Here is a 17,090-nt window from a genome sequence, read left to right on the forward strand (position 1 = left end):
CGGTTTTTTATTGCGCCCAGGGGCGTATCAGCGACGTGGCAATGCCGCGATCACGTCTTCAGCTTGCAGGCCCTTGTCGCGGTTCATCACCGAAAACTCCACACGTTGGCCTTCGACCAGGACGCGATGGCCTTCACCGCGAATAGCTCGGAAGTGGACGAAAATATCGTCACCCGAATCGCGGGAAATAAAGCCGAAACCTTTGGAGGTGTTGAACCACTTGACGGTCCCGGTATCCCGGTTGGTCATGTCGTAGTTTTGCGATGCGGCCGCCGGGGACGAACGGTAGAAGCTGATGGCCAGATGAAGAACGATGGCGACCACCGCAAGCACCAGGCTGAGCAGGATGGCCGGGTGGCCACCGACTTCAGGCATGGGGGCCAGGAGGGTGAGGGTTTGAACGACAACGGCCAGTACCAGCAGCGCGCTGACCAGGTTTTGCAGTTGATGACGCGTGCCTTTGTTCCAGTAAGGGATTACCGGTGCCAGCGTCAGGTTAAGAAGGCCGAACAAGGCCAGGTACAGAGCGTCGTGTTGTTCCAGATAGGGAGGGCTTCCCTGTTGCAGGCTCGGGATAAAGGACAGCAGCAAAGCTGCAACGCCCGTTAGCAGGTGGACGATTTTCAACATTTTGATTAACTCACGTTAAGAAGGATCACGAGGAAGAGCTGACTGGCACGGTTCGCTTCTGAACAATGGGAGGCGGTGAGCACGTGCGCGGGTATCAGCCTATGTGGCGTGCCACAGAAATGAACGGCAACCACACGACGCCTATTTAACAGCAAAGGCTGTGCCTACTCAAATCAAGCATTTCGGGGTGTTGCGCCCGCTGCGGCATTTCTGCGTCAAACGCTTGTCCTAGACAGGTGCAGGCTTTTTTAGCGGCATTTCGAGCATCCACCTACATCCCAAAAGGCTTGCCAGCCTGGGACATATAAGTGGAGAGGGGCGATTTGTCGCACGTCACCTGAGGGTGTCGGGCTGCATGCAGCGTGCACGCTTGCTAGAGTGGTTCTGCACCTGATCAATGAATGCTGGTCAATTGAAGGGGAAAAACATGGCAATCGATATTGGTATCAGCGAAGAAGACCGTAAATCCATCGTCGACGGACTTTCGCGGCTGCTGTCCGATACCTATGTACTGTATTTGAAGACCCACAACTTCCATTGGAACGTCACAGGCCCCATGTTTCGTACGCTGCACTTGATGTTTGAAGAGCAGTACAACGAACTGGCGCTGGCCGTGGATTCCATTGCCGAGCGTATTCGTGCCCTGGGTTTCCCGGCGCCCGGCGCCTATTCGATCTACGCACGTCTTTCTTCCATCAAGGAAGAAGAGGGTGTGCCAAGTGCCGAAGAGATGATCAAGCAACTGGTCGCTGGCCAGGAAGCGGTCACGCGCACCGCGCGTGGCATCTTCCCATTGCTCGACAAAGTCAGTGACGAGCCGACGGCGGACCTGCTGACCCAGCGGATGCACGTTCACGAGAAAACCGCGTGGATGCTGCGTTCCCTGCTTGAAAACCAGTAACCGTCGAACCTGAGTGGCGCCTCCCAGGCGCTGCTCGCTTGTTTCCCTGCGCTTCCTGGCGTTGTCCTACGACTATCGACTCCCCGTCTTCTGGCTGCTCTTCGCTTCCTGCTGTTTTATAGGCCCACTGCTCAATGGGAGAAACCCATGGGCTGTTGTTTGGCAATGGAGTGTCAGCTGTATGTCATGTGGAGTGGGTAAAGGTGTCATGGAAACCTGTGGTTTTCACAAAATAAAGATCGATCCCTTCACTAAAGGGTTCGATATGGGGCTGGCCAAGCCATTGTCTCGGTCGGTGAGGCTCAACGGGTTTTCAACCTGTCTGCGGCTTGAACAGATTTATTGGAATATCCTGACGGAAATAGCCAGGATCAATACCTGTTCAGTCAGTGCGTTGTTGTCCTACGTCGATCGGGAAGTACATTTGCGCCATGGGGGAGTGAAGAACTTCAGCGGGCTGGTGAGGGTGGTGTGTGTGGTTCACGTCTTAAAAGGCCGCGTTGCCCCCTTGAACCCGGAGTAATCCGGCGGTGCCGGGCCCGGCCCTTGACCCGAGAGGGCCGGGCCTCGGGCAGAAAGCCGGCTGCGCTGCCTCGATTTACCAGATATAATCCCGCGCTTTGCTGCGCGTGCCGGGTCTTCACCGGCAAGGCATGCGCGGCGCAGTAACGATCTGATCGCCGAGACATCTCCATGCCCATGTACGATTATCAATGTGCTTCCTGTGGTCATCAGTTGGAAGCCATTCAAAAGATCAGCGCAGCGCCGCTGGTCGATTGCCCCGCCTGCAAGGCACCGGAGCTCAAGAAGATGTTGTCCATGCCAGGCTTCCGCCTCAGCGGCAGCGGCTGGTACGAGACCGACTTCAAGACCGGCTCGAAGAAGAATCTGGCGGGCGGCGACAAAGCAGACTGAGTTGAACTCTACGCGCAGGCTCCTGCATTATCCGTCCCCTGCTTAACTGTACGGTGACGAGGCAAGCCTGCCACCGAATTTCGAATTACGAGAAGTGAAACCACGACCATGATGCGCAGCCACTATTGCGGCCAACTGAACGAGACCCTGGAAGGTCAGGAAATCACCCTTTGCGGATGGGTTCACCGTCGCCGCGACCACGGCGGGGTAATCTTCCTCGATATCCGTGATCGTGATGGTCTGGCCCAGGTGGTGTTCGATCCGGACCGCGCCGAGAGCTTCGCCGCCGCCGACCGCGTGCGCAGCGAATACGTTGTGAAGATTACCGGTAAGGTTCGCCTGCGTCCGGCCGGTGCCGTGAACGCGAACATGGCGTCCGGCGCCATCGAAGTGCTGGGCTACGAGCTTGAAGTGCTGAACGAATCGGAAACCCCGCCGTTCCCACTGAACGAATATTCCGACGTGGGCGAAGAAACTCGCCTGCGCTACCGCTTCCTGGACCTGCGTCGTCCGGAAATGGCTGAAAAGCTGCGTCTGCGTTCGCGCATGACCACCAGCATCCGCCGCTTCCTGGATGAGAACGGCTTCCTCGACGTCGAAACGCCGATCCTCACCCGGGCCACCCCGGAAGGCGCGCGTGACTACCTGGTGCCTAGCCGTACCCACGCTGGTAGCTTCTTCGCCTTGCCGCAGTCGCCGCAGCTGTTCAAGCAATTGCTGATGGTGGCCGGCTTCGACCGTTACTACCAGATCGCCAAGTGCTTCCGTGACGAAGACCTGCGTGCTGATCGCCAGCCTGAATTCACCCAGATCGACATCGAGACCAGCTTCCTCGATGAAAAAGAGATCATGGGCCTGACCGAGCAAATGATCCGCAACCTGTTCAAGGAAGTGCTGGACCTGGAGTTCGGCGAATTCCCGCACATGACTTTCGAAGAAGCCATGCGCCGCTACGGTTCCGACAAGCCAGACCTGCGTAACCCGCTGGAACTGGTGGACGTGGCCGACCAGCTCAAAGAAGTCGACTTCAAGGTGTTCAGCGGCCCGGCCAACGACCCTAAATGCCGTATCGCCGCCCTGCGCGTGCCTGGCGGCGCGAGCATGCCGCGCAAGCAGATCGACGACTACACCAAGTTTGTCGGCATCTATGGTGCCAAGGGCCTGGCGTACATCAAGGTCAACGAGCGTGCTAACGGTGTTGACGGCCTGCAATCGCCGATCGTGAAAAACATCCCGTTGGACAACCTCAACGCGATCCTGGATCGCGTTGGCGCGGTCGACGGCGACATCGTGTTCTTCGGTGCCGACAAGGCCAAGATCGTCAGCGAAGCCCTGGGCGCGCTGCGGATCAAGCTGGGCCACGACCTGGACCTGCTGACCTGCAAGTGGGCGCCGATGTGGGTTGTCGACTTCCCGATGTTCGAAGAGAACGACGACGGCAGCTTCAGCGCCTTGCACCACCCGTTCACCGCACCGAAGTGCTCCCCTGAAGAGCTGGAATCCAACCCGGCAGGCGCGTTGTCCCGTGCCTACGACATGGTGTTGAACGGCACCGAACTGGGTGGCGGTTCGATCCGTATTCACCGCAAAGAGATGCAGCAAGCGGTGTTCCGCCTGTTGGGCATCAACGAAGCGGAACAGGAAGAGAAATTCGGCTTCCTGCTCGACGCCCTGAAATACGGTGCACCGCCGCACGGTGGTTTGGCATTCGGCCTGGACCGTCTGGTGATGCTGATGACCGGTGCCCAGTCGATTCGTGAAGTGATCGCCTTCCCGAAAACCCAGAGTGCTGCGGACGTCATGACCCAGGCTCCAGGTGTGGTGGATGCCAAGGCACTGCGCGAGCTGCACATCCGTCTGCGCGAGACGCCGAAGGCTGAGTAAGGCTGCTGCGTGAAAGCGCATTGAGGTTTACGCAGTCTTAAAGGCGCATCTTCGGATGCGCCTTTGCGTTACAAGGGCTGCATTTTCAAAAGAGAAGTCCGCCTGGGGCGGGATTGATAAGGTTTCTACAGAATTTCGGAGTTGTGTTATGGCTGGCCATTCCAAGTGGGCGAACATCAAGCACCGCAAAGAGCGTCAGGATGCCAAGAAAGGCAAGATCTTCACCAAGTGGATTCGTGAACTGACCGTCGCCGCTCGTCAAGGTGGCGGTGACCCAGGCTCCAACCCGCGTCTGCGCCTGGCGCTGGACAAGGCTTTGGGCGCGAACATGAGCCGCGACATCATTGATCGCGCCGTGGCCCGTGGTGCCGGTGCGGCCGATACCGACGACATGGTCGAGTTGAGCTACGAAGGCTACGGCCCAGGTGGCGTGGCGGTGATGGTCGAGTGCATGACCGACAACCGCAACCGTACGGCCGCAGCCGTGCGTCACGCGTTCAGCAAATGCGGCGGCAACCTGGGCACTGATGGTTCGGTGGCTTACCTGTTCGAGCGTAAGGGGCAGATCTCTTTCGCGCCGGGCGTGGATGAGGATGCGCTGATGGAAGCCGCGATGGAGGCGGATGCCGACGACGTGGTCACCCATGAAGACGGTTCCATCGACGTATTCACCTCGTTCGCCGGCTTCTACGCGGTGCGTAACGCGCTGGAAGCTGCCGGTTTCAAAGGCACTGACGCGGAAATCGTGATGCTGCCGACCACCAGCGCCGAGCTGGACCTGGACGGTGCGCAGAAGGTGTTGAAGATGCTGGATATGCTCGAAGACCTGGACGACGTGCAGAACGTCTACTCCAACGCCGACATTCCTGAGTCTGTAGCCGAACAGCTAGGCTGAAGAATGTGGGAGGGGGCAAGCCCCAATGCCAGTCAGTTAAGCGCTAGAGCGAGCAACCGGTAACCTGTGGCGAGCGGGCTTGTTGTGGCGAGCGGGCTTGTCCCGCGTTGGGGCGCGTAGCGCCCCCAAAGAAGAACGAATGCGGTGTACCCGATACTCCGCAGAGACAGCTTTTGGGGCTGCTGCGCACCCCAACGCGGGACAAGCCCGCTCGCCACAGTGATAGTGTTCTTAACTGACAGATTGCCCCCTCCCACATTTGAGCTTTGGTGTATCAACCAATGTGTTTATCCAACCCGCAGGCGTTATGACTTTAATCCTAGGTATCGACCCCGGTTCGCGCATCACCGGTTTTGGCGTGGTGCAACAAACCCCGCGCGGCTGTGTGTACGTGGCTTCGGGCTGTATCCGCACCGGCGCGGGTGAGTTGGCCGAGCGCTTGCAGATCGTCTATCGCGGCGTACGTGAAGTCATCCAGACCTATGGCCCGGTTACCATGGGCATCGAAAAGGTCTTCATGGCCAAGAACGCCGACTCCGCATTGAAGCTTGGCCAGGCCCGTGGTGCGGCGATTGTCGCGGGGGCCGAGGAGGGCATGGAGATCGCCGAATACACCGCGACCCAGGTCAAGCAGGCGGTGGTCGGCACGGGGGCGGCCAACAAAGAGCAAGTGCAGATGATGGTCATGCACATGCTCAAGCTCACCTCAAAACCGCAGATCGACGCCTCCGACGCCCTGGCCATTGCCATTTGCCACGCGCACACCCGTTCCAGTCTGTTGCCTCACGGCTTGGGCACTGCACGCAGTCGTGGCGGGCGGCTGCGTCTCTGATAGCATCAGCGCAATCGTTATTTCCGGTCAGGCTTTGCTCTGACCTCCAAGCTTTAAGGATCTGAACCGTGATTGGACGCTTGCGCGGCACCTTGGCTGAGAAACAGCCACCGCACCTGATTCTGGATGTAAATGGGTTGGGGTATGAGCTGGAAGTGCCCATGACCACCCTGTATCGCCTACCATCGGTCGGTGAGCCGATAACCCTGCACACCCATCTGGTGGTGCGCGAGGACGCGCAACTGCTCTATGGTTTCATTGGCAAGCGGGACCGCGACTTCTTCCGCGAGCTGATCCGCCTCAACGGCGTGGGCCCTAAACTGGCCCTGGCATTGATGTCGAGCCTGGAAGTGGACGAACTGGTACGTGCCGTCTCGGCCCAGGACACGTCGGCCTTGACCAAGGTGCCGGGCGTCGGCAAGAAAACCGCTGAGCGCCTGCTGGTGGAACTCAAGGACCGTTTTAAAGCCTGGGAAGTGGTACCGAACATGTTTGCCCTGGTGCCGAACCAGCCGGATATGCCGGCGGCCCAGGTCGCCAGTGCGCAAAGCGATGCCGTCAATGCACTGATCTCCCTGGGCTACAAGCCGCAGGAAGCCAGCAAGGCCCTATCGGCCATCAAGGACAAGAACCTGAGTGCTGAAGACATGATCCGCCGAGCCCTGAAGGGAATGATTTAAGTGATTGAAGCTGATCGTCTGATTGCGGCCACCGGCCCGCGTGACCGTGAAGAAGTCCAGGACCGCGCCATTCGCCCCCTGAGCCTGGCCGAGTACATCGGCCAGCCTACCGTGCGCGAGCAGATGGAGCTGTTCATCCAGGCCGCGCGTGGGCGCAGTGAGTCGCTGGACCACACGTTGATCTTCGGCCCGCCGGGGCTGGGTAAAACCACCCTGGCCAATATCATCGCCCAGGAAATGGGCGTGTCGATCAAGTCCACCTCCGGCCCGGTGCTGGAGCGTCCAGGTGACCTGGCGGCACTGCTGACCAACCTTGAACCCCACGATGTGCTGTTTATCGACGAGATCCACCGGCTGTCACCGATCGTCGAGGAAGTGCTGTACCCGGCGATGGAGGACTTCCAGCTCGACATCATGATCGGTGAAGGCCCGGCGGCTCGTTCGATCAAACTCGATCTGCCGCCGTTCACCCTGGTGGGGGCGACCACGCGTGCGGGCATGCTGACTAACCCGTTGCGAGACCGTTTCGGCATTGTTCAGCGTCTAGAGTTCTATAGCACCGCGGACCTGGCGACCATCGTCAGTCGCTCGGCGAGTATCCTTGGCTTGCCGCTGGACCCGGAAGGCGCATTTGAAATTGCTCGACGCGCCCGTGGCACGCCTCGGATCGCCAACCGTTTGCTGCGTCGGGTGCGCGATTTTGCCGAGGTGCGGGCCAAGGGGCATATCACCAAGGCCGTCGCGGACCTGGCCTTGAACCTGCTGGATGTGGACGAGCATGGCTTTGATCACCAGGATCGGCGTCTACTCTTGACCATGATCGAGAAGTTCGACGGTGGCCCGGTGGGGGTGGACAGCCTGGCCGCGGCGATCAGTGAAGAACGCCATACCATCGAGGATGTACTGGAGCCGTACCTGATTCAGCAGGGCTACATCATGCGCACGCCAAGGGGCCGAGTGGTGACGCGTCACGCCTATTTGCACTTTGGGCTAAACATTCCGTCACGATTGGGTGAGATGCCCGTAGTAGACGAATTCCTCGATGCAGTGGACGATTAAAAAGGCCACGCGGGTCGATTTATTCGGGGATTGTGCTGTCCTAGTGGCTGGTGTCGTCATTCAGTCGTTATAAATGTTTCAGAGAATGAAAAAACAGTTGCCCTGCCGGATTGGCAACCTGAGGAGTAAGCACTAGAGTATGCGCGCGCAAAACGGGGATCAGTCGTTCGCACATCGCTGTCGCGTTTATTACGAGGACACCGATGCCGGCGGCATCGTTTATTACGTCAATTACCTCAAGTTCATGGAGCGGGCTCGAACCGAGCGGCTACGGGAGCTGGGCTTTGCCCAATCCCAGCTGGCAGGGGAGGACCTGTTATTCGTCGTGCATTCCAGCGAGGCGCGTTATCACGCACCGGCGCGACTGGACGACGAACTGCTGGTTAGCGCTGAAGTAATCGAATTGAACCGTGCCAGCCTGCGTTTCAAGCAGCAGGTCAGGCGGGCAACGGATGCAACGCTGCTCTGTGAGGGGCAGTTCCTGGTGGCGTGTGTGCGCACCAACAGTTTGAAACCTCGGGCCATTCCCGAAACTCTACGTGCGGCCTTTGCCGCCGTGAGCGGCGCGGGTAAACAATCAAAGCAGGAGATTTAGCGTGGAACCTACCGTCGTCGACCATTCCTCCATGTGGAGCCTGGTCAGCAATGCCAGTGTTGTGGTTCAACTGGTCATGCTGACCCTGGTAGCCGCATCGGTTACCTCTTGGGTCATGATTTTTCAGCGCAGCAACCTGTTGCGTGCCGGTCGACGTGCCCTGGAGAGCTTCGAGGAGCGCTTCTGGTCGGGTATCGACCTGTCCAAGCTGTATCGCCAGGCCGGCAGCAACCCCGACCCGGACTCGGGCGTCGAGCAGATCTTTCGTGCGGGCTTCAAGGAATTCTCCCGCCTGCGCCAGCAGCCGGGCGTTGATCCGGAAGCGGTGATGGAAGGCGTGGCCCGTGCCATGCGCGTTGCCATCTCCCGTGAAGAAGAGAAACTGGAGCAGAGCCTGCCGTTCCTTGCCACCGTAGGTTCCGTCAGCCCGTACATCGGCCTGTTCGGTACCGTTTGGGGGATCATGAACTCCTTCCGTGGCCTGGCCCAGGCTCAGCAAGCGACCTTGGCCACCGTGGCCCCAGGTATTGCCGAAGCCCTGATCGCCACTGCGATCGGCCTGTTCGCCGCTATCCCCGCAGTAATTGCCTACAACCGTTTTGCTGCCACCAGCGAAACGTTGATCGGCCGTTACTACACCTTCGCCGATGAATTCCAGGCGATCCTGCACCGTAAAGTGCACACCAGCGAAGAATAAGCAGGTAATTCCCAATGGCTTTAATCGCTCGAGCTCGCAAAAAGCGCAAGCCGGTCGCCGAGATGAACGTAGTGCCCTACATCGACGTGATGCTGGTGCTGCTGGTGATCTTCATGGTGACCGCGCCGATGCTCAACCAGGGCGTGAAGGTTGATCTGCCCAAGGTTTCCAGTGAAGCCTTGCCGCAAGACAACAACACTCAGGTCCTGACCATTTCGATCAAGGCTGACAAGACCTATTACTGGAACCTTGGCAGCGAAGTCGACACCCAGAAGCAGCAGGACAAGGCCCTGACCTTGCCGGCGATGACTGATGCGGTGACCAAGATCATTCGCTCCGGCAACGAAGGCGGCAAGCACACCCAGGTATTTATCCGGGGTGACAAGGCGGTCGACTACGGCTCCGTCATGGGCGCCATGGGCGGGCTGCAGAAGGCCGGCGTTGGTAACGTTGGCTTGATTACCGAGGCGCCCTGATGCAGCAACAGCGAGAGCCGTCCGCCTCGGAAAGCTACTTCTGGCCTGGCGTCTGGGCAATTGCCCTGCACGTCCTGGTGTTTGGCATGCTGTTCGTCAGCTTTGCCATGACCCCGGACCTGCCGCCAGCCAAGCCGATCGTGCAGGCGACCCTGTATCAGCTGAAATCGAAAAGCCAGGCCACCACCCAGACCAATCAGAAGATTGCGGGTGAGGCCCAGAAGTCGGCTGCGCGCCAGACTGAAGTCGAGCAGATGGAACAGAAGAAGGTCGAGCAGGAAGCGGTGAAGGCTGCTGCGGAACAAAAGAAAGAAGAGGCGGCTCAAAAGGCCGAGGAATCGAAAAAGGCTGACGAAGCGAAGAAGGCCGACGAGGCGAAAAAGGCTGATGAAGCCAAGAAAGCCGAGAAAGCTGCCGAAGCTAAAAAAGCCGAAGAGAAAAAATTGGCTGATATAGCCAAGAAGAAGACTGAAGAAGAAGCCAAGAAAGCTGCCGAAGAAGAGGCCAAGAAAAAGGCCGCTGAAGAAGCCAAGAAAAAGATAGTCGAAGACGCGAAGAAGAAAGCCGCCGAAGACGCCAAGAAAAAAGCTGAAGCAGACGAGGCGAAGAAAAAAGTCGCCGACGACGCGAAGAAGAAAGCTGCCGCCGATGCCTCCAAGAAAAAGGCCCAGGAAGCCGCGCGTAAATCCGCCGAAGAGAAAAAGGCCCAGGCCTTGGCAGATTTGCTCTCTGACACGCCGCAGCGTCAGCAAGCCTTGGCCGATGAGCGTGGCGATGAAGTCGCGGGCAGTTTCGACGACCTGATTCGGGCACGGGCAGCGGAAGGTTGGACACGTCCACCTTCGGCACGCAAAGGCATGACAGTAGTGCTGCAGATCGGCATGTTGCCGGACGGTACGGTGACTTCGGTCAGCGTGGCCAAGTCCAGTGGCGACGGTTCGTTCGACAGTTCGGCGGTTGCCGCGGTCAAGAATATTGGCCGGTTGACCGAGATGCAGGGAATGAAACCAAGTGACTTCGCTCCCTATCGTTCATTCAAGATGACATTCACACCTGAGGATCTAGCCTTGTGAGAAACCTTCTTCGAGGAATGCTTGTCGTTATTTGCTGTATGGCAGGGATAGCGGCGGCGGATGAAAAGAACATCCTGGTTACCAGCGGTAGCGATCGGGCCACCCCGATCGCGGTCGTACCGTTCGGTTGGCAGGGCGGCAGCGTGCTGCCGGATGACATGGCCCAGATCGTCAGCGACGACCTGCGCAACTCCGGTTACTACGCGCCGATTCCGAAAGGCAACATGATCAGCCAGCCTACCCAGGCCAGCGAAGTCATCTTCCGTGACTGGAAGGCGGTGGGTGCCCAGTACCTGATGGTCGGCAGCATCGTGCCGGCCGGTGGTCGCTTGCAGATCCAGTACACGTTGTTCAACGTGGCCACCGAGCAGCAGGTCTTGACCGGCAGCGTGTCGGGCACCGCCGAGCAATTGCGTGACATGGCCCACTACATCTCGGACCAGTCGTTTGAAAAGCTCACCGGTATCAAAGGGGCTTTCTCGACGCGCCTGCTGTATGTAACGGCCGAGCGTTTCTCTGTAGACAACACGCGCTACACCTTGCAGCGTTCGGACTACGATGGTGCACGTGCAGTGACTTTGCTGCAGTCCCGTGAGCCAATCCTGTCGCCGCGTTTTGCACCAGACGGCAAGCGTATTGCCTACGTCTCGTTCGAACAGCGTCGTCCACGTATCTTCGTGCAGCACATTGATACGGGCCGTCGTGAGCAGATCACCAACTTTGAAGGCCTCAACGGTGCACCGGCCTGGTCGCCGGATGGTTCGCGCCTGGCATTCGTGCTGTCCAAGGACGGCAACCCGGATATCTACGTGATGAACATGGCTTCGCGCCAGATCTCTCGTGTGACCAGCGGCCCGGGCATCAATACCGAGCCGTTCTGGGGCAAAGATGGTTCGACCATCTACTTCACGTCCGACCGCGGCGGCAAGCCTCAGGTCTACAAGGCAAACGTGAACGGTGGCGGGGCGGAGCGTGTAACCTTTATCGGTAACTACAACGCCAACCCTAAGCTTTCGGCAGATGAAAAGACGTTGGTGATGATTCACCGTCAGGATGGTTTCACTAATTTCCGGGTTGCGGCCCAGGATTTGCAGCGCGGAACCGTAAAAATCCTTACAGATACCAACCTTGATGAGTCAGCCACTGTTGCGCCCAACGGCACCATGGTAATCTACGCCACCCGCCAGCAGGGCCGGGGAGTCTTGATGCTCGTGTCCATTAATGGACGCGTAAGGCTCCCACTTCCTACCGCACAAGGCGAAGTCAGAGAACCATCCTGGTCCCCTTACCTGAACTGACGCGGCGCTACAAAAAGATTTGCTTAACACACTGGGGTTCATTAGGAGTTTCACGATGGAAATGCTGAAGTTTGGTAAGTTTGCTGCTCTGGCTCTGGCTCTGTCCGTAGCCGTTGGTTGCTCGTCTAAAGGCGGCGACAATGCCGGTGAAGGCGCAGCTGTTGATCCAAACGCTGGTTACGGCGCTAACACTGGTGCAGTTGACGGCTCCCTGAGCGAAGAAGCTGCTCTGCGCGCTATCACCACTTTCTACTTCGAATACGACAGTTCGGACCTGAAGCCAGAAGCCATGCGCGCTCTGGACGTTCACGCCAAGGACCTGAAAGCTAACGGCGCTCGCGTTGTTCTGGAAGGTAACACTGACGCCCGTGGTACTCGTGAGTACAACATGGCTCTGGGCGAGCGTCGTGCGAAAGCCGTTCAGCGCTACCTGGTACTGCAAGGTGTTGCTCCAGGCCAACTGGAACTGGTTTCCTACGGTAAAGAGCGTCCAGTTGCAACTGGCAACGACGAACAGTCGTGGGCTCAGAACCGTCGCGTCGAACTGCGTAAGTAATTCGTCATGCGAACGTGCCGTCGTGCTCTAACTGTATTGGCTCTCAGCCTCGCACCGCTTGCGGTGTGGGCTGCGGTTCCTGTGGAAGATAGCAACTCTGGCTATAACAATAGCGGGAGCAGTTATCCGCCAGCGGGTTATGGCACGAACGGCGCCTATGCTGGGGGACCGGCGACTGCCGCTCCCTCGGCACAGGGCGAACTGTTCAACCAGCTGCAACGCATGCAGGATCAATTGTCGCAGCAACAAGGCACCATTGAAGTTCTGCAGAATCAAGTGAACCAGCTGAAGCAAGAGGGCCTGGAGCGATACCAGGATCTTGATCGCCGTATTGGAGCCGGTGCAGCACCTGCCGCTACTCCTGATAATTCTTCTGCCGGTGGCGCACCCAGTGCCGCTGCCGGTGGCGCAGCAGCGGGGGCCGCAGCTGCCGCCCCTGCTGCCAGCAGCGAACCGGGTGATCCTGCGAAGGAAAAACTGTATTACGATGCAGCCTTCGACCTGATCAAAGCCAAGGATTTCGATAAGGCCAGCCAGGCTTTTACCGCATTCCTGCGCAAGTACCCGAACAGCCAATACGCGGGCAACGCCCAGTACTGGTTGGGTGAGGTCAACCTGGCAAAGGGTGATTTGCAAGCGGCAGGCCAGGCATTTGCCAAGGTCAGCCAGCTCTACCCAAAGCACGCCAAGGTGCCTGACTCGCTATACAAGCTGGCTGACGTAGAACGCCGCCTGGGTCATACCGACAAGGTCAAAGGCATTCTGCAGCAAGTGGTGGCCCAGTATCCGGGTACTTCCGCTGCCCAGTTGGCCCAGCGGGACCTGCAACGCTTGTAAGCAATGCAGCCGTTTAGAAGAAACCCGCGCCTGGCGCGGGTTTTTTCGTTAGAATCCACGCCCTTTTATGAAACACGCTTCCTGGGGTTCACGCGTTGGCGCAATCCCTTGAAGTGCCTGACGGAGGCGGACAGCCTGTTTAGCTGTTACGCCCGTGGCGACTATGCAAGACACATTACGCATCACCGAAGTTTTTTACTCGTTGCAGGGTGAAACGCGCACTGCTGGGCTGCCCACCGTATTCGTACGGTTGACCGGCTGCCCGTTGCGCTGCCAATACTGTGACAGCGCCTACGCCTTCAGTGGCGGCACCGTGCGCGCACTCGACGATATCCTGGAGCAGGTTGCAAGCTATCGGCCGCGCTACGTCTGCGTGACGGGCGGCGAGCCATTGGCGCAACCTAACGCCATCCCTTTGCTCAAGCAACTGTGTGACGCCGGTTACGAAGTCTCACTGGAAACCAGTGGCGCCTTGGACATCTCTGCGGTCGACCCGCGGGTAAGCCGAGTGCTCGACCTCAAGACCCCAGGCTCCAAGGAAGCGCACCGCAACCTGTACGAGAATCTGGACCTGCTGACGGCCAACGACCAGGTCAAGTTCGTGATCTGTTCCCGCGAAGATTATGACTGGGCGACCTCCAAGCTGATCCAATACGGCCTGGAACGTCGGGCTGGCGAGGTGCTGTTTTCCCCTAGCCATCACGACCTGAACGCTCGTGACCTGGCTGACTGGGTGGTGGCGGACAACCTGCCGGTGCGTCTGCAATTGCAGTTGCATAAATACCTGTGGAACGACGAACCGGGGCGCTGACATGGCGGATCAAAAGCGTGCGGTGATCTTGCTGTCCGGTGGGCTTGATTCTGCCACCCTGGTAGCCATGGTCCGTGCCCAAGGCTATAGCTGCTACACCATGGGCTTCGACTACGGCCAGCGCCACCGCGCCGAACTGGCTGCCGCCGAGCGGGTTGCCCGTGACCTGGGTGTGGTCGAGCACAAAGTGATCGGCCTCAACCTCAATGGCATCGGCGGCTCGGCGCTCACCGACAGCAGCATCGATGTGCCGGAGGCGCCCAGTGAGGGCATTCCTGCGACCTACGTGCCAGCGCGCAATACGGTGTTCCTGTCCCTGGCACTCGGCTGGGCCGAAGTATTGAATGCCCGCGACATTTTCATCGGCGTTAATGCACTGGATTACAACGGCTATCCCGACTGCCGCCCCGAATACGTCGAGTCATTCGAGCGCATGGCTAACCTGGCTACCAAGGCCGGGGTAGAAGGGCAGGGCTTCCGTATACAGGCGCCACTGCAGAACATGAGCAAGGCGGACATTGTGAAGGCCGGTGTAGGACTTGGCGTCGATTACGCGCTGACTGTTTCCTGCTACCAGGCGGACAATGACGGCCGTGCTTGTGGGAAATGCGATAGCTGCCGACTGCGTGCAGAAGGCTTCCAAACGGCCGGAATTACGGACCCGACACGTTATTTTTGATTTATTTCAAATAAGGTGTTGAATAATCCTTAGAAATCAGTATTATACGCGCCACCACACAGCGGGTCGTTAGCTCAGTTGGTAGAGCAGTTGGCTTTTAACCAATTGGTCGTAGGTTCGAATCCCACACGACCCACCATTTTTGTAGCAGTTTAGAAAATCCGGAAGGCCCACGTAAGTGAGGATTTCCGGGTTTTTTTTTGCCTGGAATTTGGCACGTCCGAGTGAGTACGGTCTCATCCGCGCTCAGATTCTCGTGGCAGGCCTCAATACATCCCTTCGATTTAATCAATTCTCATCATTCTGAACCCCGTGACGGCTGGAGCATCCGGGCGTTCATTTGTGTCCGCGATATGTATCAAAATTGATACCGTTTATCGGAAAGAACAGAAATATTTCAAAAGATATTTGTTCTTGTTTGATTAAATCCATTATTTATCAATAGGTTATTTGGATTTTAGGAGGATTCTTAAAAACTGGTCATATTATTGGCTAGCCAGGGCTACGATGTTAGGTTGCCATCCTTCGAAAATCGATGGATCGAACATGTCGCCCCTAGTACCAAGGACTCGGTATTCACTGAGCATTTTCCTGCTTGCCTGTCTCGCTTCCCATAGCGTGATGGCCGCACCCCTGCCGGGTGATCAAGACCTGATCCGCGACCGTCAAAATCGTCTTCTCGAAGAACAGCAGCGGCGTCTGGAACAACTCAAGGAATTGCCGGGCAAAGAGGCAGCCCCCGTGGCTCCCGTTGCTCCGGTAGACACCCGTTGCTTCCCCATCCAATCCATCGAACTCAAGGGCGCCGACAGCCTTCCTGCGCCAGACCGCGAGCGCCTGCTCAAGCCCTATATAGGCCAGTGCCTGGGCATTTCCCAGCTCAATGCATTGCTCAAGGTCATCACCGACTACTACATCGACAAAGGCCTGGTCACCAGCCGCGCTTACCTGCCGCAGCAGGATATGTCCAAGGGGCATCTGCAAGTGCTGGTGGTGGAGGGCAAACTTGAAGGCTTGAAGGGCGCCGATAACAGCAAATTGTCGGACCGTGAACTGGCCATGGCCTTCCCCGGCAAAAGCGGCGAGCTATTGAACCTGCGGGAAATCGAACAGGCCGTCGACCAGCTCAATCGTTTGCCGTCCAATCAGGCACAAATGGAACTGACTCCGGGCAACACCGTGGGCGGCAGTTCGGTGTCAGTCAAAAACAACCCGCAGAAGCCTTGGCGCGCCAGCCTGTCGCGCAACAACGACGGCCAGAAAAGCACCGGCGAGCAGCAGTGGGGCACCGGCTTTGAATGGGACAGCCCGTTGGGCCTGGCCGATCAGCTGATTTTGCGCGGCGGCCACGACGCCATCAGCGACCATCAGAAAACCTCAAAAAACGCCATGCTCTACTACAACGTGCCGTGGGGTTGGTGGAACTTCAGCTACAGCTACAACCAGAGCGATTATCGCTCGCTCGCCCAAGGTGACGGTTTCAACTTCAAGCAAACCGGTGACAGTGAAAACCACCAGTTGCGCGCTGAGCGAGTAGTCCACCGCGACGCTGTGAGCAAGACCTCTGTCAATGTCGGCCTGTCCCACCTGCGCACCAACAACTACATCAACGACAGCCGCCTCAAAGAGAGCAGCAACCGCCTCAGCGAGCTGCAACTGGGCATCAACCACGGCCGGCGAGTCGGCAGCGCCTTCGTCAACTTCGATCTCGGCATGCAAAACGGTACCGGTGCGTTTGACGCCCAGGGTAATCACAACCCGGGCCCCGGTGTGCCGGATGCGCGTTACCGCAAATACACCGCCACCGTCAGCTACCTGCAGCCGTTCAAGCTGTGGGGCGAGTCGTTCAGTTTTACCAGCCTGGCCACCGGGCAGCGCAGTGAAGATGTGCTGTTCAGTCCCCAGCGCATGAGCCTCGGTGGCTCCTCGTCGGTGCGCGGCTTCAAGGACCAGCAACTCAATGGCGACAGCGGCGGCTATTGGCGCAACGACCTGCGCTGGAGCCGGCCGGTGACCCTCGGTTGGCTGCGCCCGGTGTTCGGTGAATACGGCGCCAGTGTCGGTTATGACCAGGGCGTGATCCGCAACGGTCGCTACAACCGAGAAGCGCACGGCCGAGTCTCGAGCAACTCACTTGAGCTATTCGCCCGTGGCCAATACGTGAGCACCAGCGTGACCTTTGCCCACTCGCTGGAACGACCGGCCGGACTGCTTGAGCGCGAAACGCCGATCTACTTCCGCATGGATTTCTTCCTGTAATTCAACGCCCAGC

Annotated in this window: 19 protein-coding genes and 1 tRNA gene; 19 read left to right on the forward strand and 1 reads right to left on the reverse strand. The window is 58.3% G+C overall.

The window, feature by feature from the left end; genetic code table 11:
• Positions 1-27: 27 nt before the first annotated feature.
• A complete protein-coding gene (locus tag M5B43_RS27205) occupies positions 28-630 on the reverse strand; it encodes a cold-shock protein (RefSeq protein WP_283099329.1) in 603 nt (200 codons plus the stop codon).
• A 427-nt stretch (positions 631-1,057) separates the two neighbouring features.
• On the opposite strand from M5B43_RS27205, the gene M5B43_RS03120 reads away from it, so the two are divergent.
• From M5B43_RS03120 to M5B43_RS03210, 19 genes are all read left to right on the forward strand, one after another.
• On the forward strand, positions 1,058-1,531 hold the full coding sequence (locus M5B43_RS03120) for a Dps family protein (RefSeq protein ID WP_248748735.1): 474 nt from the start codon (positions 1,058-1,060) through the stop codon (positions 1,529-1,531).
• Between the two features lie 181 nt (positions 1,532-1,712).
• Complete coding sequence (locus M5B43_RS03125) at positions 1,713-2,054, forward strand: ribbon-helix-helix domain-containing protein (RefSeq protein WP_248748736.1); 342 nt, start codon at positions 1,713-1,715, stop codon at positions 2,052-2,054.
• A 170-nt stretch (positions 2,055-2,224) separates the two neighbouring features.
• Positions 2,225-2,446, forward strand: coding sequence for a zinc ribbon domain-containing protein (locus tag M5B43_RS03130; protein WP_048727052.1), 222 nt, complete (start codon positions 2,225-2,227; stop codon positions 2,444-2,446).
• Between the two features lie 108 nt (positions 2,447-2,554).
• Positions 2,555-4,330, forward strand: a complete 1,776-nt coding sequence (gene aspS / locus M5B43_RS03135; protein ID WP_248748737.1) for an aspartate--tRNA ligase — start codon at positions 2,555-2,557, stop codon at positions 4,328-4,330.
• 148 nt (positions 4,331-4,478) lie between these two features.
• Positions 4,479-5,225: a YebC/PmpR family DNA-binding transcriptional regulator gene (locus M5B43_RS03140; protein ID WP_248748738.1), complete on the forward strand. Its 747-nt coding sequence runs from the start codon at positions 4,479-4,481 to the stop codon at positions 5,223-5,225.
• Positions 5,226-5,532: 307 nt separating this feature from the next.
• Entirely contained in the window at positions 5,533-6,057 is a 525-nt protein-coding gene (gene ruvC / locus M5B43_RS03145) for a crossover junction endodeoxyribonuclease RuvC (protein WP_016975450.1), read from the forward strand.
• Positions 6,058-6,125: 68 nt separating this feature from the next.
• Complete coding sequence (ruvA, locus tag M5B43_RS03150) at positions 6,126-6,737, forward strand: Holliday junction branch migration protein RuvA (protein WP_248748739.1); 612 nt, start codon at positions 6,126-6,128, stop codon at positions 6,735-6,737.
• Positions 6,738-7,796 (forward strand): Holliday junction branch migration DNA helicase RuvB, encoded by a 1,059-nt coding sequence (ruvB, locus tag M5B43_RS03155; protein ID WP_003193867.1) that lies wholly within the window; start codon positions 6,738-6,740, stop codon positions 7,794-7,796.
• Between the two features lie 139 nt (positions 7,797-7,935).
• On the forward strand, positions 7,936-8,391 hold the full coding sequence (gene ybgC / locus M5B43_RS03160) for a tol-pal system-associated acyl-CoA thioesterase (RefSeq protein ID WP_032890914.1): 456 nt from the start codon (positions 7,936-7,938) through the stop codon (positions 8,389-8,391).
• A gap of 1 nt (position 8,392) precedes the next feature.
• Complete coding sequence (gene tolQ, locus M5B43_RS03165; protein WP_015885609.1) at positions 8,393-9,088, forward strand: protein TolQ; 696 nt, start codon at positions 8,393-8,395, stop codon at positions 9,086-9,088.
• A gap of 23 nt (positions 9,089-9,111) precedes the next feature.
• Entirely contained in the window at positions 9,112-9,564 is a 453-nt protein-coding gene (gene tolR / locus M5B43_RS03170; protein ID WP_162493886.1) for a protein TolR, read from the forward strand.
• Positions 9,564-10,637, forward strand: coding sequence for a cell envelope integrity protein TolA (tolA, locus tag M5B43_RS03175; RefSeq protein ID WP_248748740.1), 1,074 nt, complete (start codon positions 9,564-9,566; stop codon positions 10,635-10,637). Before tolR ends, tolA begins: the two co-directional genes overlap by 1 nt.
• 17 nt (positions 10,638-10,654) lie before the next feature.
• Positions 10,655-11,935 (forward strand): Tol-Pal system beta propeller repeat protein TolB, encoded by a 1,281-nt coding sequence (tolB, locus tag M5B43_RS03180; protein ID WP_248748741.1) that lies wholly within the window; start codon positions 10,655-10,657, stop codon positions 11,933-11,935.
• 55 nt (positions 11,936-11,990) lie between these two features.
• Complete coding sequence (gene pal, locus M5B43_RS03185; RefSeq protein WP_003193861.1) at positions 11,991-12,491, forward strand: peptidoglycan-associated lipoprotein Pal; 501 nt, start codon at positions 11,991-11,993, stop codon at positions 12,489-12,491.
• Positions 12,492-12,497: 6 nt separating this feature from the next.
• A complete protein-coding gene (gene ybgF, locus M5B43_RS03190) occupies positions 12,498-13,328 on the forward strand; it encodes a tol-pal system protein YbgF (RefSeq protein WP_248748742.1) in 831 nt (276 codons plus the stop codon).
• Positions 13,329-13,491: 163 nt separating this feature from the next.
• Positions 13,492-14,139, forward strand: a complete 648-nt coding sequence (queE, locus tag M5B43_RS03195; protein ID WP_248748743.1) for a 7-carboxy-7-deazaguanine synthase QueE — start codon at positions 13,492-13,494, stop codon at positions 14,137-14,139.
• A gap of 1 nt (position 14,140) precedes the next feature.
• The gene (gene queC, locus M5B43_RS03200; protein ID WP_248748744.1) at positions 14,141-14,818 is read left to right on the forward strand and encodes a 7-cyano-7-deazaguanine synthase QueC; all 678 of its coding nucleotides are present in this window, start codon (positions 14,141-14,143) and stop codon (positions 14,816-14,818) included.
• Between the two features lie 63 nt (positions 14,819-14,881).
• Positions 14,882-14,957, forward strand: a tRNA-Lys gene (locus tag M5B43_RS03205).
• Positions 14,958-15,364: 407 nt separating this feature from the next.
• Positions 15,365-17,077, forward strand: a complete 1,713-nt coding sequence (locus M5B43_RS03210) for a ShlB/FhaC/HecB family hemolysin secretion/activation protein (RefSeq protein WP_283099330.1) — start codon at positions 15,365-15,367, stop codon at positions 17,075-17,077.
• Positions 17,078-17,090: the final 13 nt, after the last annotated feature.

This window comes from Pseudomonas sp. MWU15-20650, assembly GCF_023242475.1.
Lineage (GTDB): Bacteria > Pseudomonadota > Gammaproteobacteria > Pseudomonadales > Pseudomonadaceae > Aquipseudomonas.

Coding starts and splice junctions, on each gene's coding strand:
- M5B43_RS27205 (WP_283099329.1), bottom strand. CDS start 630: ATGTTGAAAATCGTCCACCTGCTAACGGGCGTTGCAGCTTTGCTGCTG.
- M5B43_RS03120 (WP_248748735.1), top strand. CDS start 1,058: ATGGCAATCGATATTGGTATCAGCGAAGAAGACCGTAAATCCATCGTC.
- M5B43_RS03125 (WP_248748736.1), top strand. CDS start 1,713: ATGTCATGTGGAGTGGGTAAAGGTGTCATGGAAACCTGTGGTTTTCAC.
- M5B43_RS03130 (WP_048727052.1), top strand. CDS start 2,225: ATGCCCATGTACGATTATCAATGTGCTTCCTGTGGTCATCAGTTGGAA.
- aspS (WP_248748737.1), top strand. CDS start 2,555: ATGATGCGCAGCCACTATTGCGGCCAACTGAACGAGACCCTGGAAGGT.
- M5B43_RS03140 (WP_248748738.1), top strand. CDS start 4,479: ATGGCTGGCCATTCCAAGTGGGCGAACATCAAGCACCGCAAAGAGCGT.
- ruvC (WP_016975450.1), top strand. CDS start 5,533: ATGACTTTAATCCTAGGTATCGACCCCGGTTCGCGCATCACCGGTTTT.
- ybgC (WP_032890914.1), top strand. CDS start 7,936: ATGCGCGCGCAAAACGGGGATCAGTCGTTCGCACATCGCTGTCGCGTT.
- tolA (WP_248748740.1), top strand. CDS start 9,564: ATGCAGCAACAGCGAGAGCCGTCCGCCTCGGAAAGCTACTTCTGGCCT.
- tolB (WP_248748741.1), top strand. CDS start 10,655: ATGCTTGTCGTTATTTGCTGTATGGCAGGGATAGCGGCGGCGGATGAA.
- pal (WP_003193861.1), top strand. CDS start 11,991: ATGGAAATGCTGAAGTTTGGTAAGTTTGCTGCTCTGGCTCTGGCTCTG.
- ybgF (WP_248748742.1), top strand. CDS start 12,498: ATGCGAACGTGCCGTCGTGCTCTAACTGTATTGGCTCTCAGCCTCGCA.
- queE (WP_248748743.1), top strand. CDS start 13,492: ATGCAAGACACATTACGCATCACCGAAGTTTTTTACTCGTTGCAGGGT.
- queC (WP_248748744.1), top strand. CDS start 14,141: ATGGCGGATCAAAAGCGTGCGGTGATCTTGCTGTCCGGTGGGCTTGAT.
- M5B43_RS03210 (WP_283099330.1), top strand. CDS start 15,365: ATGTCGCCCCTAGTACCAAGGACTCGGTATTCACTGAGCATTTTCCTG.